Below are 25,544 nucleotides of genomic sequence, written 5' to 3'. Positions count from 1 at the left end.
ATGCGCCGCCCCTTGTCCATTGTCCTGGTCTTGCTGCTGGTCCTTCGTGGCCTGCTGGGCGACGCCATGGCCATGGGGGCTGCGCCGGTCATGTCGGCCCTGGCGCCGGCTGCGGCATCTGCGCCAGCGTTGGATCCGGCGTCGGCACTCCACCACCACGCGCCCGAAATCGCGCGGGAAGTCGCGCTGGAAATCACGCAATCGCCGGACAGCCCCGAGCAGCATCACGCGGCGCACGCCGCAGATCACGGCCCGGATCACGCATCACACGCCGAGCACAGTGCAGGCTGCGCTCCCCAGGCCAGCGGCCATCCGGGCGGCAGCTGCGGCGAACATGAACATGGGCCCAGCTGCACCCTGTGCGGCATCTGCCATTCGGCCCTTTTCACTCCTGGCCAGATCGGTTCGGACGGCGCAGCGCCGTCCGCCGCACTGCGCCCCCAAGGCAGCGCGCGCTTTGCCAGCGCGGCCAAGCTGCAGGCCATCAAGCCACCCATTTCCTGAAGCCTGACGCCCGAAGTGCGTCCGCGCCATCCCTGCCGCCCCTCCATGGGCAGCCCGCTTGCGGGCATGGCGGGGCACTTGGCCGCGGATGCGTTGTCCGTTTCGCATTCAGGAGAACACCATGCGCCGTGCGCATTTTCTCGTCCCCCTTATCCAATTCGGGCTGGCGGCCCTTGCCGCGTCCAGCCCCGCTGCCTGGGCCCAAGCCCATGACGGCAGCCTTCCCACAGCCTCTTCCTCCGCAGGCCTGACCGGCGCCATCGATCCGGCTGCGGCCAGCCTGCCGCTGCGCCATGCCGCGCTGCCGGCCAGTGGCGCCGTGGAAACCGAGCTGACCGACTGGCGCCAGGCCAATGCGGCCGTGGCCGAGTTTCCCAACGGCCATATGGACATCCTGCGCTGGGAAGCTGCACAGGGCGGCCGGTCCACGCCTGCGCCGTCCCCGCACGGCTCTCACATGCAGCACGGAGGCCGGCCATGAAGCGCACCCTCTTCGCCCCCACCCGGCTGGTCGGCGCCATGGCTGCCGTGCTGGCCCTGGCCGGCTGCGCCAGCATCTCGCCCGACGGCCTGCGCGGCGCGGTCCAGTCCCATACCGCCAGCCGCCTGCCGGACGGCGCCCAGCTGCCGCCAACCGATCTGCAGGCCCGCGACGCGGCGCAGCAGCGCATCGACGAGTGGCTGCGCCAGCCGCTGGACATGGACCAGTCCGTGCGCATCGCACTGCTCAACAACCCCGGCCTGCAGGCGCGCCTGGCGCAACTGGGCGTGCAGGATGCCGAACGCGTTCAGGCCCTGACCCTGCCCAACCCCACGCTGGCCCTGGGCCGCATGGTCAACAGCGACGAGCGCGAGATCGAGCGCCAGCTGAGCTTCGGCCTGGTCAGCCTGATCACCCTGCCCTGGCGCAGCCGCTGGCAGGGCATGCAGATGGAACAGGCCACCCTGACCGCCGCGCAGGATGTGCTGCGGCTGGCCGCCGACACGCGCCGCGCCTGGCTGCGCGCCGTGGCCGCACGCCAGCAGCTGGCGTCCAGCGAGCGCATGCACGAGGCGGCCGAGGCCGGTGCCGAGCTGGCGCGCCGCATGGCCCGCTTGGGCAACTTCAGCCGGCTGCAGCAGGCACGCGAGCTCAGCATCCAGCAGGACACCGCAGCCCAGCTGGCGCGTGCGCGCCTGGCCGCCACGGCCGAGCATGAGCAACTGGCCCGCCTGATGGGCCTGTGGGGACGGCGCATCGATTTCAAGCTGCCCGACCAGTTGCCCGCCATCCCGCAGGCCGCCACGCAGTTGCGCTCCGGGGACGATGCCGAAGCCACCGCGCTGCGCGAGCGCCTGGACCTGCGCGCCCTGCGCCGCGACCTGGACCAGTTGGCCGAGCGCCGTGGCTGGGCACGCCTGGGCGCCATGTTCGGCGACATCGGCCTGGGCTACAACCGCAACACCGCCACGGACCGGGCCACCGGCCACAGCGATGTGACACGCGGCTGGGAGATCGACCTGCCCCTGCCGCTGTTTGACTGGGGTGGCGCCGCCAGCGGCCGCGCGCGCGCCGAGGTCCAGCGCAGCGCGGCCCAGCTGCAGCAAGGCGCCATCCAGGCGCGGGCCGAGGCGCGCAGCAGCTGGATGCGCTACCGCACGGCCTGGGACCTGGCCCACCAGCAGCAGGCCGAGGTGCTGCCGCTGCGCCGCTTCATCCAGGACGAAACCATGCTCCGCTACAACGGCATGTTCGTCAGCGTCTGGGAGTTGCTGGCCGAGGCCCGCAACAGCGCCCAGGCCGTGGCCACCGCCACCGACGCCCAGCGCGACTTCTGGCTGGCCGACACCGACCTGCAGCTGGCTCTGGCCGGAACCTCGCCAGGCACGGTCGAGGCCGCATCCAGCGCCGCCGCACCCACTCCCACGAACACAGCGAGCCACTGACATGAACCGCCGCAACTTCTTCACCGGCGCGGCCGTGGCCGCCGTCTCCAGCGCCGCCGTCAGCCGCGTGGCCCTGGCCGCCCTGCCCGAGGCAGCGACCCAGTCCTCGGCCGAAACCGCCGCCCCGCTGGCACCGCCCAACGGCCGCCCCTACCGCCCCGTGGTCACGCTCAACGGCTGGACCACGCCCTGGCGCATGAACGCAGGCGTCAAGGAATTCCACCTGGTGGCCGAGCCCGTGGTGCGCGAGGTGGCACCGGGCTTCTTCGTCAACATGTGGGGCTACAACGGCCAGAGCCCCGGCCCCACCATCGAGGTCGTGGAAGGCGACAAGGTCCGCATCTTCGTGACCAACCGCCTGCCCGAGCACACCACCGTGCACTGGCACGGCCAGCGCCTGCCCAACGGCATGGACGGCGTGGGCGGCGTGACCCAGCCGCACATCCCGCCCGGCAAGACCTTTGTCTACGAGTTCACGGCGCGCCGCCCCGGCACCTTCATGTACCACCCGCATGCCGACGAGATGGTGCAGATGGCCATGGGCATGATGGGCCTGTGGATCACGCATCCGAAGGCGGCCCACCCGCAGATCGCCGAAGTCCAGCGCGACTACGCCTTCCTGCTGTCGGCCTACGACGTGGAGCCCGGCTCCATGACGCCACGCGTGGCCGAGATGACGGACTTCAACATCTGGACCTTCAACAGCCGGGTGTTCCCCGCCATCAGCCCCGTCGTCGCCAGGCGCGGCGACCGCGTGCGCCTGCGCGTGGGCAACCTGACCATGACCAACCACCCCATCCACCTGCACGGCCACGAATTCGAGGTCACGGGCACCGACGGCGGCCCCGTGCCCCGGTCCGCGCGCTGGCCCGAGGTGACCACCGACGTGGCCGTGGGCCAGATGCGCCAGGTGGAGTTCATCGCCGACGAGCTGGGCGACTGGGCCCTGCACTGCCACAAGAGCCACCACACCATGGGCGCCATGGGGCATGACACGCCGACCATGATCGGCGTGGACCACCGGGGCCTGGTCGGCAAGATCCAGAAGATCGTGCCCGACTACATGGTCATGGGCGAGCGCGGCATGGGCGACATGGCCTCCATGGAAATGCCCCTGCCCGACAACACCTTCCCGATGATGACGGGCACGGGCCCCTTCGGCCCCATCGAGATGGGCGGCATGTTCACCACCCTCAAGGTGCGCGAGCAGCTGGGCGCCAACGACTACGGCGACCCGGGCTGGTTCAACCACCCCAAGGGCAGCGTGGCCTATGAATGGAAGGGGCCGGCAGCCGAGGCCTCCGCACCGCGCCAGACCACGCCCGGCCAGTCCCCCGGCGCGCCCAGCGTGCGCAAGCCCGGTGCGGGCCATGAGCACCACTGATGCCATCCAAGGAGTCCCTCATGAACACCTTTGCCCTCCTCCTCGCCACCGCACTGCTCGCCGGCCCCGCTGCCGTCTTCGCCCATGGCAGCGAAGCCCACGATGACGCTCCCAAGACCGCCGCAGTCAAGGAGCAAAAGCCCTGGGGCATTGCCGGCGATGCCTCGGCCGCCCGGCGCACCATCACCCTGGACATGAGCGACAACATGCGCTTCACGCCCGAGCGCATCAGCGTCAAGCGCGGCGAAACCGTGCGCCTGCGCGTGGCCAACAAGGGCCAGGTCATGCACGAGATCGTGCTGGGCACGCCGGCCTCGCTGGACGAGCACGCGCAGATGATGCTCAAGTTCCCCACCATGGAGCACGGCGAGCCCTACATGGCCCATGTCTCGCCCGGCAAATCCGGCGACCTGGTCTGGAATTTCAACCGCGAAGGCAGCTTCGACTTTGCCTGCCTCATCCCCGGCCACTACCAGGCCGGCATGCGCGGAACCATCACGGTGACGCAATGAGCGCGCCAATTCTTCCCCCCCTTCAGGAGCACCCCATGAAACATGAACGCATGGCATCCGCCCACCCGCGCCGCAGTGCGCTGCGCCGCATGGCCCTGGCCTGCACGGCATTCGCCGCCCCTTCGCTGTGGGCGGCCGCACCCACGGCCCGCATCCCGGTCGAGGTCTGGAAGGACCCCAACTGCGGCTGCTGCCAGGACTGGGTGGTGCACATGGAGCAAAACGGCTTTGCCGTCACCGTGCACGACACCGGCAACAGCGCCGTGCGCGCCCGGCTGGGCATTCCGGCGCGCCTGGGCTCCTGCCACACGGCCCTGGTCGAAGGCTATGCGCTCGAAGGCCATGTGCCTGCGGCCGACGTGCACAAGCTGCTCAGGCAAAAGCCCAAGGCGGTGGGCATTGCCGTGCCCGGCATGCCCGTGGGCAGCCCCGGCATGGACGGCCCCGAGTACGGCGACCGCAAGGACCCCTACGAGGTGCTGCTGATCACCAAGAACCTCATGAACAGCGACGTTTCCACCCGTACCTTCACCAGCTACCGCTGAACCCCGGAGCACACCATGCACAACACAGCCCTCCTTGTTTCCCGTACGTCCCGTACGGCCCGTACTTCCCTTGCCGTGCGCCTGGCCCTTGCCGCCGCGCTGATCCCGGCCTGGGCCGGTGCCCAGGCCACGGCCCACGACCATGCGGCGCATGGCGCGCAATCTGCCGAAACCGCACCTGCCGCCGTCAGCCAGGACCTCAGCGAAGGCGAGGTCACGCGCTGGGATGCTCGCACCAGCAAGGTCACGCTGCGCCACGGCGAACTCAAGAACCTGGGCATGCCGCCCATGACCATGGTCTTCCAGCTGCGCGTGGCTGCACCCGAGCCCGCCCTCAAGGCCGGCGACAAGGTGCGCTTTCGCGCCGAGCAGGACCAGGGCGCCTTCGTGGTCACGCAGCTGGAAGTGCTGCGCTGAAGACCGGGTGCAGGGCTGCCGTTTCGGCTAAGGTGAAGGCCTGTCCATCACCGAGCAGAGCAGCGCATGCCAAGCACCGACTCAGACCCCGGCTCCATCACCCGCGTACAGGGCATCGAGGTAGGCCACCACACCGATGCCCGCCGCCCCACGGGCTGCACCGTCGTGCTGGCGCGCGGCGGTGCCGTGGGGGGCTGCGATGTGCGTGGCGCCGCCCCCGGCACGCGCGAGACCGACCTGCTGCATCCCTCCAACCTGGTGCAGCAGGTGCATGCCGTCATGCTCTCGGGCGGCAGCGCATGGGGGCTGGACGCGGCCAGCGGCGCCATGCGCTGGCTCGAGGAGCAGGGCATAGGGCTGGATGTGGGCGTGGGCCGCGTGCCCATCGTGCCGGCCGCCGTGCTGTTCGACCTGGCGGTGGGCGACAGCCGTATCCGCCCGGGTGCCGATGCCGGCCATGCGGCCTGCCAGGCCGCCAGCGCCGCGCGGCCTGCCGAGGGCAATGTGGGCGCCGGCATGGGCGCCTGCGTGGGCAAGGTCTTCGGCATGGATCGCGCCATGAAGGGTGGCATCGGCACGGCCTCGCTGACCGTGCACGGCGTCACCGTGGGCGCGCTGATCGCCTGCAATGCCGTGGGCGATGTGGTCGACCCCCACAGCGGCGCGCTGCTGGCCGGCGCGCGCAGCCCCGATGGCCGCCAGCTGCACGACACCTGCCGTGCCCTGCTGCGCGGCGAAGAGCCCCGGCCGCTGCTGGCAGGCACCAACACCACCATCGGCGTGATTGCCACCGATGCGCGCATCACCAAGGTCCAGGCCCAGCGCCTGGCCGTGGTATCCCATGACGGCCTGGCACGCGCCATACGCCCCGTGCACACCATGAGCGATGGCGACACATTGTTCGCCCTGGGCACGGGCCTGGCCGAGCACTCGCTGGGCATGCTGACCCTGTCCGCCATGGCCGCCGAGGCCGTGGCCCTGGCCACGGTGCGCGCCGTGCTGGCCGCGCAGTCGCTGACCACGGCCGAAGGGCTGGAGCTGCCCTGCGCCAGGGAGCTGGCCGCCTGCCGGCCCTGACCGGGCTCAGGCCTGCAGCGCAACCGCCCAGGCGTCGTAGCCGTAGACGCCATCGGCATTGCCACCGGCGCGCAGCCAGTTGTTGCCGCGCGAGCCGATCTGGATCTCGCTGGTGCGCTGCATGCGCATGGCCTGGTAGCGCGCCAGGACCTCGGGCACCTGCTGCGGGCCCGGGGCGGCATCCAGGTTGCGGGCCAGCACCACGGCGTCTTCGATGGCCATGCCTGCGCCCTGGGCCATGAAGGGCATCATCGGGTGGCAGGCATCGCCCAGCAGCGTGATGCGGTCCTGCGACCAGGCCGGCAGGGGATCGCGCTCGTACAGCGCAGTCTTGAGCACGCCATCGCAGGCGTCGAGCAGCGCCCGGGCGTCGGGATGGAAATCGGCGTAGAAGCCGCGCAACTCCTCGACGCTGCCGGGCGTGGTCCACGATTCCTCGTGCCAGGAATCCTGGGCCGTGGTGGCGAAGATGAAGGTGTCACGCCCCTGGTTCAGCGGAAAGGTCACGATCTGGCTTTGCGGCGTGGCGCCCCACCATTTGGTGAAGGCCTGGATGTCGGGCACATGGCGCACGCGCTCGGTGGGCACCACCGCGCGGAAGGCCACCACACCCGTGAAGCGCGGGCTCTCGGCACCGAACAGGGCCGCGCGCACCACGGAGTGGATGCCGTCCGCGCCAATGAGTGCGTCCAGCCCGGCCACTTCGCTGCCATCTGTGAACGCGATGTCCACGCCTTGCCCCGTCTGCGTGATCTGGCTGGCACGCTTGCCCAACTGCACCTGGTCCAGCGGAAAGGCATCGGCCAGCGCGGCCAGCAGATCGGCGCGGTGGATGGTCAACTGCGGGGCGCCGTACTTGCGCTCGGCCTCGTCACCCATGGTCAGGCGCGAGGTTTCCTCGCCCGTGTCCCAGTTGCGGCTGATGCGGTGCGTGGGCCGTGCGGCGCTGGCGCGCACGGCGGCGGCAATGTCGGCGCCCAGGCCATCGAGGGCGCGCACGGCATTGGGCGTGAGGTTGATGTCCGCGCCCACGCGCAGAAACTGCCGGCTTTGCTCGAACACCAATACTTCATGCCCTGCCTGGTGCAGCGCATTGGCTGCCGCCAGTCCGCCAATGCCTGCTCCGACGATGCCTATCCTCAAACGCGCCATGGTTCCTGTCTCCTGCTGGTGGGGTCTATTCGGTGATGCGCCCCGTGATCCGGAGCGCACCGATGCAGGACATTGTCTTTTTGACAGGCCTCAGGCCTCAACCTCCGCAAGGCCCGAATTGGGCACGATTCGTACCCATCGGCACCGGCGCATGTCCGGCAGGCGCCTCAGTCCACGCGCCGCAGTTGCCCTTGCGCCAGCAGCTTGTCGCGCATGCGGCGCGTCATGGACTGGGTGCTGCCATCGGTGGCTGTGAACAGGAACAGCGTCTGCTGCGGGCTGACCCAGGTCAGCTGGGTGCGGATGCACTGCCGGGCGTTGGACAGTTCCACCCAGGTGCCCAGCGCCCAGTCTTCGGACACCACGGGAACCACCGGCGGCGGTGGCTCCAGGGGCAGCGCAGGCTCGGCAGGCATCGGGGCGGCTTCGCCACCGGCCAACGCAGCCTGCCCCGCAAGCCCAGCAAGGGCCTGCGGCGCTTGTGCAGCCTGGGTGGCCGGCAGCTCATCCTGCAGCGCCTCGGGCAGTTCCAGGTCCTGCTCGGTCAGCGCGCCGATATCGTCCCCCATCGGCTGCCGCACATCGAGCGGCACCGGCAGGGAGGCTGCCACGCCAAACAACGACTGCGGCAGGCGGGCCGCCAGGGAGCCGGGCGTTGTCTGGCCAAGCGTTGCCGCACCAGTGGAGGAAGACAGGGACGCCAGCACCGAGTCCGACCCGTAGATGGTCGGCGGTATGGAGTCCAGATAAATGTCCACGCTCTCTATGGGCTGGCGGACCACACCGGCATCCAGCGCGTCCTGGTGCAGGCCGGCCAGGCGCGCGGCAAAGGCCTGGATTTCCTCTTCCGTACGCCCCACGCTGCGCAGGCCGGCGCGCAGCCGGGCCTGCAGCCGGGGTGCCAGCGCCACCAGGCGGTCGGTATCGCGGCCCGCATGTGCCGACACGCTCCACAGCAGGCTGGGCACCAGGGCCAGATAGCCGCCGGGGTCCCGGGCCTCGCTGCCGTCCACGGGTTCCTGAACGCTGGCGATCACTTCGGCCCAAGGTCCCGTGGCGAATTCCAGAATGTCATCGGGCACGCCCTGGGCGCTGGGCAGGCGCCGAATGGCTGCTGCAATCTGCTCGGCCCTGGGCATGGCGGTTTCGGGCCAGCGCGGGTCCACGCCCCGCCTTTCCACGTGCCTGAGCGCAGCCGAGACAGGCCCGGTCACCGTGCCGCCTTCCGGCATTTCGCCAGGACCCACGGGCTGCATGCCGCTGCCGCCCCAACCGTCGCGCAGTTGCTGCAGCACCGTGGCAAAGGCCGACGCATCGGCACGCTGCAGGGCCGCCAGCCGCATGGCGGCGGAATCGGCCACCTGCAGGAATTGACCGTAGCCCGGCGCGGATTCACTGTCGAACCACAGGCTGCGCGCCGTCAGCTCATCGAGCAGTTGGCGCGCGGGGTGGCTGCGGTCTTCAAAAAAGCGCGCGTCCTGGACCACCAGCTGCTGCAGCAGCGGCTCCAGACGGCCCACGGTGCGCTGCACGGAAGGCAGCAGGCGTGTGTCGGCCGCCATGAAACGCATCATGCGCTGCAGGGTGTGCAGCGCGGCGCCGTCGTCGGCACGCACGCCGGGTGCGGGCTCCTGCTGCTCGGGCGGCTGCAGCGCCTGCATCAGTTGCTCCAGCTGGGCCGAGTGGTGCTGCACGGACTCCAGCGCCATGCAGCTCAGCGAAGTCCAGCCTTCGGGCAGCGCCGCCAGCACGGTGGGTGCCGTCTCGCTGCCCTGCCAGGCGGTGGTCTGCAGGCGGCTTGCGCCGTCCATGGCCGGCGCAAACTGCCCGGGCACGGAATAGGCGGATGTGTGGGCCAGCGCCAACATGGAAGAAGGCGCCGAAGTGGGCGCCTCGCGGTGCGAATCCATCCAGCGTGGATCGGACAGCAGGGCCGCCACCAGGCGCCGCGTCAGCTCATCTTCCTGGGCCTGCTGGCCAAAGGAGCCATAGGCGCGGCTCTGGGCCACGGCATCGCCATAGTGGGAAGGTGCCCGCCAGCGGCTTTGCCCCGGCAGGTCGGAATGGCGGCGTCCCGCCTCGGGCGATGGGGCCTGTGCCGGCGCCAGGCCATAGGCCGCAGGCTGCACCCCCTTGTCACGCAGGGATTGGGCGATATGGCCGTACTCGGACACCAGCAGCGCACCCAGGTGCTCGCGCATGAAGCCCAGCCAGCAGGCGGCGGAGCCGGGATCCACCCCGGTGTCGTCGATCACGCGCTGCAGCGCCTGCACATAGCTGTGGGGCCGCAGCGGATTGCGTTCGGGCTGGACACGGTCCAGGCCCTGGACGGCGCTGACCAGGGCGTCGAGCTCGGCCAGCGCGATCTCCACCTGCGGCGCCACATGCTGCAGCAGGCGCTGGTGGGCCAGCTGGGACTGCAGCACGGAGTCGTCCAGGAGGGAGAGTGAGGCGAAATCGGTGGTGCCGGGCACACCGGACGCACCGGACATGCCAGGCACAGGGGGCCAGACAGCAGCGCCGCCGGATTGACCAAAGCATTCCAGCAGCGCCCGCCCATAGCCCTTGAGCATGGGCGCCCGGTGGCGGGCCAGCAGCTCCAGCGCCTCGGGGATTTCAGCGCGGCGCGGCAGGCCGGAGCCCGGCTGGTCGGCCTGCTCCATGGCATGCGCCGTGCGCTGCAGCAGCCGCAGGATCAGCGCCTCCGAGCCACGCACGGCCTGCACCAGGCAGGCTTGCAACGCGGCAACAGAAACGGGTGGAGGATTCATGGCCCGAAGAATACAGGCTCCAGCCCGTGCCGGAGGCGCTTTGAGGCTTGCCTTTGATGCTTACTTCAGTGCCTTGTAGCGCATGCGCTTGGGCTTGGCACCCTCCTCGCCCAGACGCTTTTTCTTATCGGCTTCGTACTCCTGGTAGTTGCCGTCGAAGTACACCCATTGCGAATCGCCTTCGGCGGCCAGGATGTGCGTGGCGATACGGTCGAGGAACCAGCGATCGTGGGAGATCACCAGCACCGTGCCCGCGTACTCCAGCAGCGCATCTTCCAGCGCGCGCAGGGTTTCCACGTCCAGGTCGTTGGACGGCTCGTCCAGCAGCAGCACGTTGCCGCCCTGGATCAGCGTCTTGGCCAGGTGCAGGCGGCCGCGCTCGCCGCCGGAGAGGTTGCCGACCTTCTTTTGCTGGTCCTGGCCGTTGAAGTTGAAGCGGCCCGCGTAGGCACGCGAAGCCATCTGGAACTTGCCGACGTTGATGATGTCCAGCCCGCCCGAGATGTCTTCCCACACCGTCTTGTCGTTGGCCAGCGCGTCACGCGTCTGTTCCACATAGGCCATCTTGACCGTCTGGCCCACGATGACTTCGCCGGAGTCGGCCTGCTCGCGCCCCGCGATCAGCTTGAACAGCGTGGACTTGCCGGCACCGTTGGGGCCGATGATGCCGACGATGGCGCCAGCGGGGATGTTCATGGTCAGGTTGTCGATGAGCACGCGGTCGCCAAAGCTCTTGGTGACGTTGTTGAACTCGATGACCTGGGTGCCCAGGCGCTCGGCCACAGGAATGAAGATTTCCTGGGTTTCGTTGCGCTTTTGGTATTCGAAATCGCTCAGTTCCTCGAAGCGCGCGATACGGGCCTTGGACTTGGTCTGGCGGCCCTTGGCGTTCTGGCGAACCCACTCCAGTTCCTTCTTCAGGGCCTTGGCGCGGGCTTCCTCGCCCTTTTGCTCGGACTCCAGGCGGCTTTGCTTCTGGAACAGCCATTCGGAATAGTTGCCCTTGTAGGGAATGCCGTGGCCACGGTCCAGTTCCAGGATCCACTCGGCAGCGTTGTCCAGGAAGTAGCGATCGTGGGTGATGGCCACCACGGTGCCGGTGAAGCGGTGCAGGAACTGCTCCAGCCATTCCACGGACTCGGCGTCCAAGTGGTTGGTGGGTTCGTCAAGCAGCAGCATGTCGGGCTTGGACAGCAGCAGCTTGCACAGCGCCACGCGGCGCTTTTCGCCACCGGACAGCTTGCCGATCACGGCATCCCAGGCCGGCAGGCGCAGGGCGTCGGCAGCGATCTCCAGCTGGTGCTCGGAGTCGGTGCCGGCAGCGGCGATCTTGGCTTCGAGCTCGCCTTGCTCGGCGGCCAGCGCGTCAAAGTCGGCGTCGGGCTCGGCATAGGCGGCGTAGATTTCATCGAGGCGCGAACGGGCCGCGTTGACTTCGGCCATGGCCTCTTCCACGGCCTGGCGCACCGTGTGCTCTGGATTGAGCTGAGGCTCCTGCGGCAGATAGCCGATGGACAGGCCCTGCATGGGCAGCGCCTCGCCTTCGAATTCCTTGTCCACCCCGGCCATGATCTTGAGCAGCGAGGACTTGCCAGAGCCGTTCAGACCCAGCACGCCGATCTTGGCGCCCGGGAAAAAGCTGAGAGAGATATCCTTCAAGATCTGCCGCTTGGGCGGCACGGTCTTGGTGAGGTGGTTCATCGAAAAAACGTATTGAGCCATTCTGGTCCGAGTACTTGAATCGTTGATTTCTGCAAAAACCGGGCAACAAATCGGTTGCACGCCAGCCGTGATTATCGGCGCATGCGACAATACCCTGCGTCACGGGTTCCAGTTGCCCGTGACATCAGCATTCCAGCTGGGGACGATGGACGCTGTTTTCCAGGCTCCCGACATTGAACTACATCCGCCTACGACTGGTCCGGCAACCGCCCTGGTTGCCTCGACAGGCAGATACCCAGCGCCCCGGACGGGCGCATCTTTGATCACATGACATTTGAAGAACTGAATCTGGCTCCCGCCATTCTGAAGGCCGTGCTTGAGGAGGGTTACGAGAACCCGACTCCCATCCAGGCACAGGCCATCCCTGCGGTGCTCGCCGGCCACGACCTGCTGGCAGGTGCCCAGACCGGCACCGGCAAGACCGCTGCCTTCACCCTGCCCATGCTGCAACGCCTCTCGCAAGGCCAGGTGCCGCGCAACAAGTTCGGCGGCAAGGGCATCCGCGCCCTGGTGCTGACGCCCACGCGTGAACTCGCCGCACAGGTCGAGGAATCGGTGCGCAGCTACGCCAAGTACCTGGACATCAACTCCACCGTCATCTTCGGCGGCGTGGGCATGAAGCCCCAGATCGACCGCATCAAGAAGGGCGTGGACATCCTGGTCGCCACGCCGGGCCGCCTGCTGGATCTGCAGCAGCAAGGCTTCATGGACCTGTCCACCGTCGAAGTCCTGGTGCTCGACGAAGCCGACCGCATGCTGGACATGGGCTTCATCCATGACGTCAAGAAGGTGCTGGCCCTGGTGCCCAAGGACAAGCAAAGCCTGCTGTTCTCGGCCACCTTCAGCGACGAGATCCGCGACCTGGCCAACGGTCTGCTGCGCAACCCGCAGTCCATCCAGGTCACGCCCAGCAACACCACGGTCCAGCGCATCACCCAGGTGATCCACCCCGTGGGCCGCGGCAAGAAAAAGCAAGTGCTGCTGCACATCATCAACGAGAACAACTGGAGCCAGGTTCTGGTGTTCACGCGCACCAAGTTCGGCGCCAACAACGTTGCCGAATTCCTGACCAAGAACAACATCAGCGCCATGGCGCTGCACGGCAACAAGAGCCAGAGCGCCCGCACCCAGGCCCTGGCCGGCTTCAAGACCGGCGAGCTGCGCGCCCTGGTCGCCACCGACATCGCTGCACGCGGCATCGATATCGATGAGCTGCCGCACGTCGTGAACTACGAGATCCCCAACGTGTCCGAGGACTACGTGCACCGCATCGGCCGCACGGGCCGTGCCGGTCGCGAAGGCCACGCCGTCAGCCTGGTCTGCATGGACGAGGAAGGCTTCATGATGGACATCGAGCGCTTCACCAAGCAGGAAATCCCTGTGCAGGTGCTCGAAGGCTTCGGCCCGGAAGAAGGCGAAGTGGCCGAACCCATCGCCATGGGCCGCCAGACCATCTGGGGCGGCGCGGGCAAGCCGCCCAGCCGTGACGTCATGCAGGCCGCCGCCAAGGCTGCGCGCCAGGAAATGATGGACCGCATCCGCACCACCAAGGCCACCCAGCCCGACCGTGGCGGCCGCGCAGGCGGCCGTGGTCAGGCTCCCAAGGCCGGCTCGGACGAAGGCCGCTCCGAAGGCAACGCCGGCGGCCAGGGCCGTGGCCGCAACCACGCCGGTGCAAGCGCCAACAACAAGCCGCGCCGCGATCGCTTCGATGGCCCGGGCAATGGCTCCGGCGCCGCCCACCGCCCCAAGGCAGCCCCCCAGAACGCCCCCAGGCGCGGCCCGCGCCCTGACGGCGAAGGCGGCGGCGGTGTCCGTCGCTTCGATGACCAACCCCCGCGCGCTGATGCCCACCTGGGCACGCAGCTGGGCCATGCACGCAGCAGCGGCCCCCGTGGCAGCGCAGGTGGCGGCCAGCCCGATCCGATGCGCACCAGCGTGGACACCATGGCCGAACGCGGCCGCCGTGGCGGCTTCAACCGCGGCGGCAATGGTGGCGGTGGAGGCGGCGGCTTCGGCGGCGGTGGCCGTGGCGGCCCCTCGCGCGGCGGCTACGGTCGCTGACCTGCACCACGGCTCCTTGGCATGCCCTGCGGCAAGCCGAGGAATCCGCCAGCAAAAAAGGGCTGCATCTCTCCGGGGCTGCAGCCCTTTTCACATGGCGCAGATTGCGCATTCAGCCGACAGCGCGCCGCAAGCCTGCATGGCTATCATCCCGATAGCATTGCGGCCTGCGGCGATTGAAGGCCGCGCCCTTTTCCCGGATTTCCAAAGACTCCCCCGACTGGTTCCTCAAGGCCACGCCATGACACTGCAGACCCCACACGCCACCCCCTCCAGCCAGCGCCCCGATTCGGAGCTGCCACAGGACAGGTTGCGGTGGTCGGCCCTGGCGTGCGCAGCCCTGCTTTCCGCCTGCGCCAGCACCCCGCTGCCGCCATGGCCCACCGCCTCCAAGCCCCAGGCGCCCGCCCCCGCCCGGCCGGCCCCGGCCACCCCGGTGGTGCCGCAGGCGACCACGCAGCCCATCGCGCCGGCCAACAACCTGGTCCCGCTGCCCTACAACGCGGCCGTGGCTGCGCGCTTTCCCGATCCAGCCACCCGCTACGACACACCGGGCCTGGCGCCGCAGCGCAACCAGTTCACCACGGCCAGCGAACTGTCTTCCTGGCTGAACAGCCAGGCCAGCAAATCCCTGGGCCGCGACACGCGCCTGGGTATCGTGCAGCCCGGCAGCTCGCAGCGCGGCAGCCCCATCCAGGCCCTGGTGGCCACGCGCGCACCCGGCATTCAGCCGTCGGCGCTCTATGACAGCCGCCGCCCCACGGTCATGCTCGTGGCCGGCCAGCACGGCGACGAACCTGCGGGCACGGAGGCCTTGCTCATCATCGCCCGCGAGCTCGCTCCCGGCGGCCTGCTGGAGCCGCTGCTGCAGCAGATCAACGTTATCCTCGTGCCGCGCGCCAACCCCGACGCCGTGGAAGCCGGCACGCGCAATGCAGCCGATGGCACCGACATCGCCCATGACCACCTGCTCCTGAACACGCCCGAGGCCAAGGCCCTGGCCACCCTGGCACGCGACTACCGCCCCGTCGCCGTGGTGGACCTGCAGGAATTCCCCGCCGCCAGCATCTTCCTGCAGAAGTACCAGGCCATACAGCGCTACGACGCCCTGCTGCAGTACTCGGCCACGGCCAACCAGAATGAATTCGTGACCAAGGCTGCGCGCGAGTGGTACACGGCGCCGCTGCGCACCGCGCTGTCGCAGGCCGGGCTGAGCAGCGACTGGTACTACACCACCAGCCAGGATCTGCAGGACAAGTCCATATCCATGGGCAGCCTCGCGCCCGATTCGCTGCGCAACGTCAGCGGGCTCAAGAACTCGGTGGGCTACCTGGTCAGCAGCCGTGGCTCGGACCTGGGCCGCGCCCACATCCAGCGGCGCGTGCACACCCTGGTCACCGCGTCCACACGCATGCTGCATTCCAGCGCCGAGCGCGCCAAGGATCTCACCCAGGTGCAGGCCTTCGTGGCGCGCGAGACCGCCTCCCTTGCCTGCCATCAGCAACTGGCCGTACTGGCCGAGCAGACCCCCGAGCAGCGCACCCTCACCATGATCCAGCCCGACACGGGCGCCGACCAGCAGGTGCGTGTGGACTGGAACGCTTCGCTGCAGCCGCGCACCACGCTGTCGCGCCCGCGCTCCTGCGGCTACTGGCTGTCCGCCAGCGCCCAGCCCGCCGTGGACAGGCTGCGCCTGTTGGGCCTGCAGGTGCTCAAGGTGGCCGAGCCCGGCCAGCTGCTGGCCGACTCGTACAACGAAGCCCGCTCGGCCACGCCCGCCAGCGGCGCCTATGCGCTCACGCGCGGCGCCGTCGAAGCGCCCGTGGGCAGCTACTACCTGACGATGAACCAGCCCATGGCCAATCTTGCCGCTGCGGCGCTGGAGCCTGACACACCCTACAGCTACCTCGCACGCGGCCTGGTGCCCACGATGACCGACATGGCGCGCGTGATGGCGCCTCCTTCGGTGGTTTTCGAGGAAGAAGACGACGCCGAATGACGGCCAGGGCGCCAGGGCACGCGGCCAAGCCCTGAGCGCCCGCCCATTGCGGGTATGATCCGCGCTGGCCCGTCAGCGGCCATACCTGCCCGTAGCTCAACCGGATAGAGCAATTGCCTTCTAAGCAATAGGTCGGGGGTTCGAGTCCCTCCGGGCAGGCCATCCTGGCATCCCAAGAAATCCCAACAAGTCCAAAGAAGTCCAGGAGCCCGCGCTGGTCTCGGGCTTCAGGTACATCCAGCTTCCGACGTCGTCCATCGGCCAGCGATGAAGATGGAGTTCCAAGTGGTAGCCAGCCAGGCAGGCAGGATTGCTGCCGTGCATTGCAAAGCGGGAAAGGCTGTAGCTGCGGGCGATGCGTTGATGGTGCTGGAAGCGTCGCAACCGGCCGGCTCCTGAAGTCCTGTGCGCCATTCAAGGAGACCGGCCTTTTTCAGCTCGGTGCGATGGGCTGGCTGGGCGATCGGAAGGCTCCATTGGATCGCGTCGCCAGCAGCTACGCCTTCAGAAGCGATGGTGCAACGTGATCTCCGCGCGCCGGCCCTCGCCCACCAGCCATTGCGTCGTGGTGTAGTAGGCCGTGGAGAAATAGTGCTTGTCCAGAACGTTGAACCCGCGCAGCGTCAGCGTGGTATCCGCGGTGGCCTTCCATTGCAGTGCCATATCGAAGGTGGTGTACGCCCCCAGCTTCAAGGTATTGGCGTTGTCGGCATAGCGTTTGCCGACATGGCGCAGCCCTCCTGACAGTGTCCAGTTCGGAGCGAGGTTCCAGCCCACCCAGGCATTGGCGACACGTTCAGGCACATCGGTGGGCACGTTGCCATTGCGGGACACGGTGACACCGCCAACCGACTCGCTGAAGTCGTCGTACCGCGCCTTGAGCAAGGCCACGTTGGCATCCAGCCGAACCGTCTTGGCGACCTGCATCGACAGGGTGCTCTCCATGCCTTTGGATGACCGCTGCCCCACCTGGATGCGCAGCGCGGGGTTGGAAGGGTCACGCGTGAGCAGATTGTTCTTGGTGATGGAGTACATCGCCAGCGTCCAGTCGCCCTTGCCTTCCCAGAACGATTGCTTGAGGCCGATTTCGAACTGCCGCCCTGTGGACACGTCGAAAGCGGCGTTGGCTGCAGACAGCATCAGCAGGCCGCTCACCGGATCCGCCGCCTTGGATGCCTGGGCATACAGTGACAGGCCGGGGTGGAGTTGGTAGACCGATCCCAAGCGCCACCCCGCATTGGAGTAGCTGCGCTTGAAGGCCTGCGTCCCGGCCACCAGGTCCTGGCGCGAGAGATTTGCATGGTCAAACCGCGCACCGGCCACCAATGACCAGCGGTCCGTCATCTCCAGGCGGTCCTCGGCGAACAGCGCATATTGCTCGGCCTTGTTGCGATAGCGGGGAATGAAGGGAATGGAGCTGGTGAATTGACCGGGATCGGGGTTGTAGGGGTCCACCGGACCGGAGCTGCCCGCATAGGTGTTGTTGGAATGCTGGAATGCCGCGCGGTTGACATCGAAGCCCAGGGACACCTGGTTCTTGCGGCCGAAGAGACTGCCGCTGAAGGTCGCATCCGTGGTGTTGCCGGTCTGCGTCTGGTCATGGGCGATCTCGGTGTTTCCGGATCGGTCGATCAGGCCGGTGGATGCGTTGTACAGGTAGGTCTCGGCGTTGCGCCAATAGCGGTCGCTGGCTATGTGATAGAGCTTGCTGCGCACGATCACGTTGCTGGAGGGCGTCCACTGCGCCGCCAGTTCGGTCCAGCGGTCCTTGTACTGGATGCGGCTGTCGGCCACGTTGTAGTTGCGTTCGCGCACCGCCGGATCCTGAACTCCATTGATCAACGGCGTGCCGAAGTAGCGCATGGGCTTTTGCCGGCCCAGTGCGTGGGACAGCTGCACGCTGAAGTCCTGCACCGGATCCCATCGCAAGGCTGCGGAGAGGGTGCGGTTGCTGGAATCACCCCGGTCAACCCATCCGTCGGAGCGGTCTCCACTGGCATCCAGACGGTAGGACCAGTGCTCATCGATTGCGCCGCCGCTGCCAAAGGCCAGGCCGCGTTTTCCGTCGGTGCCCACCGTGGCCTGGACCTCGTTGCGTATCGGACTGCGTGTGGGCTTCTTGGGAATCACATTGATGACCCCTCCGATGGCGCCATCGCCATAGATCACGGAAGCCGGTCCACGCAGCACTTCGATGCGGTCTATGGACCAGGTGTCGAAGGGAAAACTCACGCCCACACCGCCATATTGGCGAGTGCCGTCATACAAACGCATGACCGACGTGGTGTCGGTGAAGCCCCGTGCCGACAGCGAACTGCCGCTGTTGCCCGGATGCCCCAGGCTGGTGATACCCGTGGAGCGGGTGATTGCATCGACCAGCGAAGTGTCGCCCCTGGCCTGCAGTTGCTCGCGCGTGATCACTTCGACACTGGCGGGCGTATCGCGTGCGCTGAGATCCAGTCGGCTGCCGGTGGCCAGCGGGCGCTCCAGGGCGCTGTCGCCGGATGAGCGCACGGTGACGGTGTCCAGGGTTGTGGAGGCCTGCCCCCAGCTTGCCGAGCAAGCGAACGCCATGGGGAGCAACACCACGGCCCGGGTCTGGCGAGAACGTTGCAAAAAGGTGGACGAAGAAGTGTGAACGATGCCTTCGGGCATCGCGGTACCAATGGAACGGGTCATGAGCGATTTGCGTGCAAGTGAGACCTGCCGTGCCCCACAAGGCCCGGCGGCGAAGGTGCGGCAGGCATCGGGGCCCGCCGCACAAGGCTTACACGCGCGCCGGGGGACCTCTGGGCGGAAGCGGTGCCCCTACCAGCGCAGCAATGCGCGCAGACTCCACGGGCCGCACCGCCAATCCCAACGGCTGCGGCTGTTCAAACTCCGGCGAAGGATGAAGCAAGGCAGGCGTGACCACCAGGCACAAAGGGCAGTCGAGCGAGTGGTGCGTGCCGGCACTCGCCTGTCCTTCGTCATCCAGAACGACCAGCTGCATGCTGCCATTGCCCGTGCAAACCACTTCCAGGGAGCGCGGGTGCACGATGGGCGACACCACGGCCATCGCCAATGCCAGCATGAACCACGCCAAAGCAAGGCGGGGCAGCATCAGGCAATTGCGCAAGGTTTGCATGGGTGCGCATTATGGAGGGCCATCGCCTGTTGAGCGAGGCAACTGCCTGGCAAGCTGTTGTGAGTTCCCTGCAAAACTGCCTTGCCATCCGTCGCCTTCAAGCGGCGGCGAGCGCCTTGATCAAGATCAACCGGACCGGATCTGCATCCGCCATTGCGCAAGAAGGTTGCTGTCGGTCCGATATCGCCGCCATAATCGCGGGCTATGCACACCCTTCGCACATCGTCATTCTGGAAGCGCCTCGCCCTGGCGTGGTTCCTGCTGACGCTGGGTGTTGCGGGCGCTTCGCCCTTCGTGAACCCCAAGACCATGGAGCTCATCTGCTCCAGCGGCGGAGCCATCACCATGGTGGTTCTTGACGACGATGGCCAGGCCCAGGCGCCAGTTCAGCACACCCTCGACTGCTCGATGTGCCTGGCCCCTGCATTGCCTCTGCCTCCCGTCAGCCTGGCGGTGGCACAACCCCATCCTCTGGCGGCAGCCCTGCATCCGTTTGCAGCGGCCCATATCGCAGCCCTGGTCGGCGCGCCGCTTCCGCCCCGCGGGCCTCCCGCACAGGCCTGATTCCCTCGCATCGATAGCGCGGCTGCCTTGGCCGCGACACCATGGCAAGGCCTTGCGCCACGCCAGTTGCGAGGTCATTTCCTGCCCTGCCCCAAGCCCCCATTGCGCCCGCCTGTGACCAGGCCGTATGTGGCGGCGATGGGCTCAAGGCCCTCCAGATGCCGGCAATGGCTGGCCTGTCTGCATCGGCCGCGCGCAGCCTGGCCAGCAAGGTCGTACCGGCCGAGTCCGCCATGCCCGCGCAGCCCTGCACCGCGCCGCGCCCTGCTGTCCCTGTTCGACGGCATGGTCCATAGGGACGCGCAGGGCCAGCATCCCCGTCCGCACATCCGGCCCATTGAGCCGATCGCATCCTCCGCACCATCCACCGTCCGCCTCACCTGATGTCTGTCTCCCTCTCCTTCTCGCGCAGCCCCCTGGCCCTGTCCATCACCCTGGCACTGGCCTCGGCGGCCCATGCCCAGGGCCTGGTCGCCCCCCAACCGTTGAGCCAGGACGACTCCGCCCTGACGCTGGGCACCATCAGCATCACCTCCAAGGCCTCCGGCCCGCTGTCCACGCGCAGCGTGTTCAGCTCCGTGGACATCGTGGGCGCGGACATCCTCGAAAACGAACATGTGGACTACAGCTGGGAGCTGCTGTCCAAGGCGCCCGGCGTGCAGGTCACGCAGTTCAAGCAGGGCACGGATGCCGGGCGCTTCTCCTTCCGAGGCTTCAACGGCGAAGGCCGCATCAATGCGGTCAAGCTGCTGATCGATGGCATCCCCAGCAATGACAACGCCGGGGGCATGCCCTTTCTGGACGCTGTCTTCCCGCTGGACATCGAGGCCATCGAGATCGTGCGCGGCACCAATGACGCGCGCTACGGCCTCAACAACATCGCCGGCAATGTCAACGTGATCACCCGCACGGGCGGCAACGAGGGCCGTGCCAGCGTGACCGTGGGCAGCTTCGGGACCAAGGAGTTTCAGGTGTCCAAGGGCATCGAGAGCGGCAACTGGAGCCAGAACTATTTCCTGGCCTGGCGCGATTCGGACGGCTACCGAGACCATGCCGATGCCCGCAAGCTGTCCCTGTCCGGCAAATGGTTCTACACCTCGGACGATGGCCGCTGGCGCACCGGCGTGATCGCGCGCTACTACCGCAACAAGGCGCTGGAGTCGGGCTACCTCAGCTACGAAGAAGCCATCAAGGCGCCGCGCAGCTCCCCGGCCTACGCGGCGGCCGACCGTGGCGAGCGGGAAACCGGCCAGCTCAGCGCCCACCTGGATGGCGAACTGACGCCCGAGCTGTCGCTGTCCGCCAAGGTCTACGCCAACCAGTACGAGAACCAGCGCTGGGTGCGCTTCTCGGCAGCGGGATCGCAGCAGGAGCGCTACAACGACGAGCAGCAGCAAGGCGCCATCACCACCCTGACCTGGCGCCCCAAGGTGGCCTGGGCGCATGAATTCACGCTCGAAGGCGGTCTGGACGCCCAGCGGCAAAGCAACCTGGGCCAGCGCTACCGCACCACGGAGCGCGTGCGGACCTCGCAGTTCCGCGACTGGGACTTCGACCTCAATACGCAGGGCGCCTATGTGCAGGCCGTGATCCGCCCCATCGAAGCCCTGCGGATCATCCCGGCGCTGCGCATTGATGACGTGGATGGCCACTTCATCGACCGCCTGGCAGGCACGCGCGCCCCCGTGCATGACTATGGCCTGATCAAGCAGCCCAAGATCAGCATCGCCTACACCCTGAGCCAGCAGGCCAGCGTCTACGCGAACTGGGGCCGGACCTTCCAGATCGGCTCGGGCATCGACGCCTACCGCACGCAGGATCGCAACCTCAGGCCCTCCATCAATGATGGCTGGGAAGCGGGCGTCAAGTTCTCTCCCCTGCCCTGGCTCAACGGCCGCGTGGCCTACTGGGAGCAGCGCGCCTCGGGCGAGGTGGCCCGGGTGCTGGGCGTGGACGGCCTGCCCGACCCCGGCGGCCTGGGCAACGTGGGCAAGACGCTGCGCAAGGGCTACGACATCCAGCTCAACATGAAGCCCCATGCCCGCACCACGGCGTGGATTGCCTACTCCCACCAGGTGGCACGCATCACCGCGCCCGACCCCAGCGCACCCGCCACCCTGGGCAAGGAAATCGAGAACGTGCCGCACTACCTGGTCTCGGCCGGCGTGGACTGGCAGGCCACGGACCGGCTGAAGCTGTCGGCCTGGGGCAATGCCCAGGGCGACTACTACCTGGAGCGCACCAATACCCAGGGCCGCGCAGGCAAGTTCGCCGTGCTGAACCTGGGCGCCAGCTACCGCCTCTCGGAAACCATGGACCTGGGCCTGCAGGTCAAGAACGTCACCAACCGCAAGTACGTCTACGCCTGGTATGACAGCGGCTCCTCGGGCTACTCACCCGCCGACGGGCGCGGCGTCTATGCCAGCATGAACCTGCGCTTCTGATGGACACCCTCCAGCCGTCCACCGCACCAGTCACGTACCAGGCACGCACCCGACACACACGACATTTTTGCCAACGAAGGAGAACCCCATGAAACGCCACGTCCGTTTGCTTGCCCTCGCCGCCGCCATGATCAACGGATTCGCCAATGCCCAGGTCAGCGTCAGTGATGCCTGGGTGCGCGCCACCGTGCCGCAGCAAAAGGCCACTGGCGCGTTCCTGAAACTGCAGGCCGCCCAGGACAGCAAGCTCGTCGCAGCGACTTCGCCCCTGACGCCGGTCGTCGAAGTCCATGAGATGGCCATGCAGGACAACGTGATGAAGATGCGCCAGGTGCCGTCCATCGCGCTGCCGGCAGGCAAGACCGTGGAACTCAAGCCCGGCGGCTACCACGTGATGCTGCTGGACCTCAAGCAGCAGGTGCAGGAAGGCCAGACCGTGCCGCTGACCCTCATCATCGAAGGCAAGGACGGCAAGCGTGAATCCGTACAGGTGGAGGCACCCGTACGCCCGCTGGCCACCAAGGCGGCGCCCTCGGGCCACGATCACAAGCACTGACACAGGGCCCATGCGCTGCAGCAGCCTCCGCATCAAGCGCCTGGTGGCCTTCGGGCCACCCGCCTGGCCGTGGGCGTTGCCGGGCGCACGACAGCGGCGCGACCAGGGCCGGCGCTTTGCCGCCTGGATGGTTGCGGCGCTGCTGTTCGCCTTTGTGCACCCTGCCCTGGCGATGGTGCTGGCATCGGGCCAGGGCAGCGGCGACCCGCTGGCGCGGCTGGCCATGGAAGTCTGCACACCCCTGGGCCTGCAGCAGGCGCAACCGGTGTCTGCTGCAGGCGAGCCCGAAGCCGATGGTCAAACCACGGCCGCTGGCCAGGCGCATTGCCCCCTGTGCCGGGTCGTGGGCGATGCACCTCCTGATTTGTCCCGCGCGGACCTGCGCTTTGCCGCGCCGCCGCCTCCCACCCCGCTGCCGCCCCAGGCCCTGCGCCCGCGGGACACCGTGCTGCGCGTGGTGCTGAGCACTCCCCCCAGGGCGCCTCCCCTTTCCTGAAGCCCGAAAGGGCCGCACGGGCGGCATGCCGTCGCCCATTCCCGAATTCCTCTTCCATGCCAAGCCGCGACCCGTGTCGCAGCCTGCAGGGTTACCCACGCCTGCGCGCCGCCATGGCAGCGCAGGCACCAAGAAACCGTTTCCCCATGCGTACCACTTACTTTGACAACTCCCGCTTTCCCCTCGCCCTGATCGCCACCGCGCTGCCGCTGCTGCTGGCCGCCTGCGGTGGCGGCGGAGGCGGTGACAACAGCCAGCCCACCACACCCACAGGCCCCCAGGCCGTGGCCCTCGAGTTCGCCGCCAAGGCCGGCAACCTGCCCGCCAAATGCGGCACGCCCATCGCCGGCATGGGAACCACCCAGGCCACGGTGGACCTGCATGACCTGCGCTTTTACGTCAGCGGCGTCTCGCTGATCAATGACAAGGGCGAGGCCGTGGCCGTCACCCTGGACGTCAACGACTGGCAGACCAAGGAGGTGACGCTGATCGACCTGGAGGACGGCACCGGCGCATGCGCCGACGCAGGCACGCAGGCGCAGAACACGCAGGTCAGGGGCACGGTGCCCGCAGGCACGTACAAGGGCATCAGGATGACCGTGGGCGTGCCCTCCTCGGTCAACCACACCGACTATGCCGTCGCGCCCAAGCCGCTCGATATGCAGGCCCTGGCCTGGTCGTGGCAGGCCGGCCGCAAGTTCGCCCAGATCGAGGTCAACCCCGTGGGCGGCGTGGCCCGCCCCGCGCCGGCAGCCCCCGGCAAGACGTTCTACGTGCACCTGGGCTCCACCGGCTGCACGGGCAACCCCGTGACCGGCGAGACGGTCAGCTGCGCGCGTGCGGACCGCATGGATTTCGGGTTCGGCGATTTCAATGCCGGCACCCAGAAGGTGGTGCTGGACATTGCGCAGCTGCTGCAGGGCTCGAACGTCAAGGAAGACCTGGGCGGCGCCGCCGGCTGCATGTCCGGGGCCACCGATCCGGAATGCGTGCCCATCTTCAGCGCGCTCAGGATCGATCTGACCACGGGCCGCTCCATCAATGAAGGCAGCGGCCAGACCGTGTTCCGTACCGAGGCCAAGTAATGCACAAGCCCCATTCGCTTCGGCGGGTGGCGGCATGGACCGCCGCCCTGTGCGGCCTTGCCGGGGCCATCGCCCTGGCGGGCTGCGGGGGCGGCGACACCGCCGTCCACGATGACTCCGGCAGCAGCACGGGCTGGTCCTGGGTGCTGCCCTCCTTTTTCCCCACGCCCAAGGTGCCCGACTCCAACCCCATGACGGCGGAGAAGGCCGAGCTCGGCCGCTTTCTGTTCTACGACAGGCGCCTGTCGGGCAATGGCACGCAGGCCTGCGCGAGCTGCCACATACAGTCCAAGGCCTTCACCGATGGCCTGACGACATCACTGGGCTCCACGGGGCACGCACATCCGCGCAACGCCCAGAGTCTGGCCAACGTGGTCTACAACGCCACGCTGACCTGGGCCAACCCCTCGCTGGTCACGCTTGAAAAGCAGATGGAGACACCGCTGTTCGGCACGGACCCGGTGGAGATGGGCGTCAACGACAACAACAAGGAGGAAATCCTCGCGCGGCTGGCTGCCGACACCGGCTACGGCCCGCGCTTCGCCAGGGCCTACCCGGGCCAGGCAGCGCCCATCACCTGGGGCAATGTGATCCACGCCATCTCGGCATTCCAGCGCACCATTCTTTCGGGCAACAGCAAATATGACCAGTACCTCAAGGGCAGCACGGCACTGAACCCGGCCGAGCAGCGCGGCATGAACCTGTTCTTCGGCGAAAAGGCCGAATGCTTCCACTGCCACAGCAGCTTCAACTTCAACGACCAGATCGTGCACGCGGGCAGCCGCATCGTCGAGACCCCGTTCCACAACACGGGTCTCTACAACATCGGCGGCACCGGCGCCTTCCCCGAGCCCAACCGGGGCGTCTACGAACTGACCCAGCTCTTCAAGGACATGGGCAAGTTCCGCGCGCCCAGCCTGCGCAATGTGGAGGTCACCGGCCCCTACATGCATGACGGCAGCATCGCGACGCTGGAGGAAGTGCTGCAGTTCTATGCAGCCGGTGGCCGCAACATCACCTCCGGCCCGCATGCCGGCGACGGGCGGGCCAACCCCAACAAGAACGACTTCATCAACCAGATCGCCCTGACGGCCGACGACCGCGCCGACCTGCTGGCCTTTCTCAAAACCCTCACGGACCATGAGCTGCTCACCAACCCCAGGCTCGCCGATCCCTTTGCACGGCAGGCAGGCCAATAG

General features: G+C 67.9%; 22 protein-coding genes and 1 tRNA gene. 18 read left to right on the top strand and 5 right to left on the bottom strand.

Going from position 1 to position 25,544, the window contains the following annotated elements:
- Positions 1-12 precede the first annotated feature (12 nt).
- From DACI_RS14620 to DACI_RS14585, 8 genes are all read left to right on the top strand, one after another.
- Positions 13-504, top strand: coding sequence for a hypothetical protein (locus DACI_RS14620; protein WP_012204761.1), 492 nt, complete (start codon positions 13-15; stop codon positions 502-504).
- Between the two features lie 121 nt (positions 505-625).
- Positions 626-985, top strand: coding sequence for a hypothetical protein (locus DACI_RS14615; RefSeq protein WP_043781515.1), 360 nt, complete (start codon positions 626-628; stop codon positions 983-985).
- Positions 982-2,430: a TolC family protein gene (locus DACI_RS14610; RefSeq protein ID WP_012204759.1), complete on the top strand. Its 1,449-nt coding sequence runs from the start codon at positions 982-984 to the stop codon at positions 2,428-2,430. Before DACI_RS14615 ends, DACI_RS14610 begins: the two co-directional genes overlap by 4 nt.
- Before the next feature lies 1 nt (position 2,431).
- On the top strand, positions 2,432-3,814 hold the full coding sequence (locus DACI_RS14605; protein ID WP_012204758.1) for a multicopper oxidase family protein: 1,383 nt from the start codon (positions 2,432-2,434) through the stop codon (positions 3,812-3,814).
- A 20-nt stretch (positions 3,815-3,834) separates the two neighbouring features.
- Positions 3,835-4,326 carry a cupredoxin domain-containing protein gene (locus tag DACI_RS14600; protein ID WP_012204757.1) on the top strand — a complete coding sequence of 164 codons (492 nt, stop codon included), beginning with the start codon at positions 3,835-3,837 and terminating at the stop codon, positions 4,324-4,326.
- Between the two features lie 35 nt (positions 4,327-4,361).
- Positions 4,362-4,871: a DUF411 domain-containing protein gene (locus DACI_RS14595; protein ID WP_043781512.1), complete on the top strand. Its 510-nt coding sequence runs from the start codon at positions 4,362-4,364 to the stop codon at positions 4,869-4,871.
- A 15-nt stretch (positions 4,872-4,886) separates the two neighbouring features.
- The gene (locus tag DACI_RS14590) at positions 4,887-5,288 is read left to right on the top strand and encodes a copper-binding protein (protein ID WP_012204755.1); all 402 of its coding nucleotides are present in this window, start codon (positions 4,887-4,889) and stop codon (positions 5,286-5,288) included.
- Positions 5,289-5,354: 66 nt separating this feature from the next.
- Positions 5,355-6,365, top strand: a complete 1,011-nt coding sequence (locus DACI_RS14585; RefSeq protein WP_012204754.1) for a P1 family peptidase — start codon at positions 5,355-5,357, stop codon at positions 6,363-6,365.
- Between the two features lie 6 nt (positions 6,366-6,371).
- On the opposite strand, the gene DACI_RS14580 is transcribed toward DACI_RS14585, so the two are convergent.
- The 3 genes from DACI_RS14580 to ettA form a co-directional block, all read right to left on the bottom strand.
- A complete protein-coding gene (locus tag DACI_RS14580) occupies positions 6,372-7,517 on the bottom strand; it encodes an FAD-dependent monooxygenase (RefSeq protein ID WP_012204753.1) in 1,146 nt (381 codons plus the stop codon).
- A gap of 167 nt (positions 7,518-7,684) precedes the next feature.
- Entirely contained in the window at positions 7,685-10,288 is a 2,604-nt protein-coding gene (locus DACI_RS14575; protein ID WP_012204752.1) for a DUF1631 family protein, read from the bottom strand.
- Positions 10,289-10,348: 60 nt separating this feature from the next.
- A complete protein-coding gene (gene ettA / locus DACI_RS14570; protein WP_012204751.1) occupies positions 10,349-12,010 on the bottom strand; it encodes an energy-dependent translational throttle protein EttA in 1,662 nt (553 codons plus the stop codon).
- Positions 12,011-12,277: 267 nt separating this feature from the next.
- Here ettA and DACI_RS14565 point away from each other — a divergent pair, with 267 nt between their 5' ends.
- From DACI_RS14565 to DACI_RS32795, 4 genes are all read left to right on the top strand, one after another.
- Complete coding sequence (locus tag DACI_RS14565; protein WP_012204750.1) at positions 12,278-14,074, top strand: DEAD/DEAH box helicase; 1,797 nt, start codon at positions 12,278-12,280, stop codon at positions 14,072-14,074.
- 241 nt (positions 14,075-14,315) lie between these two features.
- Positions 14,316-16,073 carry a M14 family metallopeptidase gene (locus tag DACI_RS14560; protein ID WP_012204749.1) on the top strand — a complete coding sequence of 586 codons (1,758 nt, stop codon included), beginning with the start codon at positions 14,316-14,318 and terminating at the stop codon, positions 16,071-16,073.
- A gap of 85 nt (positions 16,074-16,158) precedes the next feature.
- A tRNA-Arg gene (locus DACI_RS14555) sits at positions 16,159-16,235 on the top strand.
- Positions 16,236-16,340: 105 nt separating this feature from the next.
- Positions 16,341-16,472 carry a biotin/lipoyl-containing protein gene (locus DACI_RS32795; protein WP_012204748.1) on the top strand — a complete coding sequence of 44 codons (132 nt, stop codon included), beginning with the start codon at positions 16,341-16,343 and terminating at the stop codon, positions 16,470-16,472.
- Positions 16,473-16,577: 105 nt separating this feature from the next.
- On the opposite strand, the gene DACI_RS14550 is transcribed toward DACI_RS32795, so the two are convergent.
- Entirely contained in the window at positions 16,578-18,752 is a 2,175-nt protein-coding gene (locus tag DACI_RS14550) for a TonB-dependent receptor (RefSeq protein ID WP_043781509.1), read from the bottom strand.
- Positions 18,753-18,840: 88 nt separating this feature from the next.
- Positions 18,841-19,200 (bottom strand): DUF2946 family protein, encoded by a 360-nt coding sequence (locus DACI_RS14545; RefSeq protein WP_043781506.1) that lies wholly within the window; start codon positions 19,198-19,200, stop codon positions 18,841-18,843.
- Positions 19,201-19,404: 204 nt separating this feature from the next.
- Between DACI_RS14545 and DACI_RS14540 the strand changes: the two genes are divergently transcribed.
- The 6 genes from DACI_RS14540 (at position 19,405) to DACI_RS14515 (ending at position 25,544) form a co-directional block, all read left to right on the top strand.
- Positions 19,405-19,764 carry a hypothetical protein gene (locus DACI_RS14540; RefSeq protein WP_012204745.1) on the top strand — a complete coding sequence of 120 codons (360 nt, stop codon included), beginning with the start codon at positions 19,405-19,407 and terminating at the stop codon, positions 19,762-19,764.
- Between the two features lie 383 nt (positions 19,765-20,147).
- Positions 20,148-22,208, top strand: coding sequence for a TonB-dependent receptor (locus DACI_RS14535; protein ID WP_012204744.1), 2,061 nt, complete (start codon positions 20,148-20,150; stop codon positions 22,206-22,208).
- 88 nt (positions 22,209-22,296) lie between these two features.
- Positions 22,297-22,764, top strand: a complete 468-nt coding sequence (locus DACI_RS14530; RefSeq protein WP_012204743.1) for a copper chaperone PCu(A)C — start codon at positions 22,297-22,299, stop codon at positions 22,762-22,764.
- A gap of 10 nt (positions 22,765-22,774) precedes the next feature.
- Complete coding sequence (locus tag DACI_RS14525; protein ID WP_012204742.1) at positions 22,775-23,260, top strand: DUF2946 family protein; 486 nt, start codon at positions 22,775-22,777, stop codon at positions 23,258-23,260.
- 146 nt (positions 23,261-23,406) lie between these two features.
- Positions 23,407-24,345, top strand: a complete 939-nt coding sequence (locus tag DACI_RS14520) for an MbnP family copper-binding protein (protein WP_043781502.1) — start codon at positions 23,407-23,409, stop codon at positions 24,343-24,345.
- The gene (locus DACI_RS14515; protein ID WP_012204740.1) at positions 24,345-25,544 is read left to right on the top strand and encodes a methanobactin export MATE transporter MbnM; all 1,200 of its coding nucleotides are present in this window, start codon (positions 24,345-24,347) and stop codon (positions 25,542-25,544) included. The genes DACI_RS14520 and DACI_RS14515 overlap by 1 nt, the downstream gene beginning before the upstream one ends.

The organism is Delftia acidovorans SPH-1 (genome assembly GCF_000018665.1).
Lineage (GTDB): Bacteria > Pseudomonadota > Gammaproteobacteria > Burkholderiales > Burkholderiaceae_C > Comamonas > Comamonas acidovorans.
This window is presented reverse-complemented; position numbering and strand designations above follow the sequence as displayed.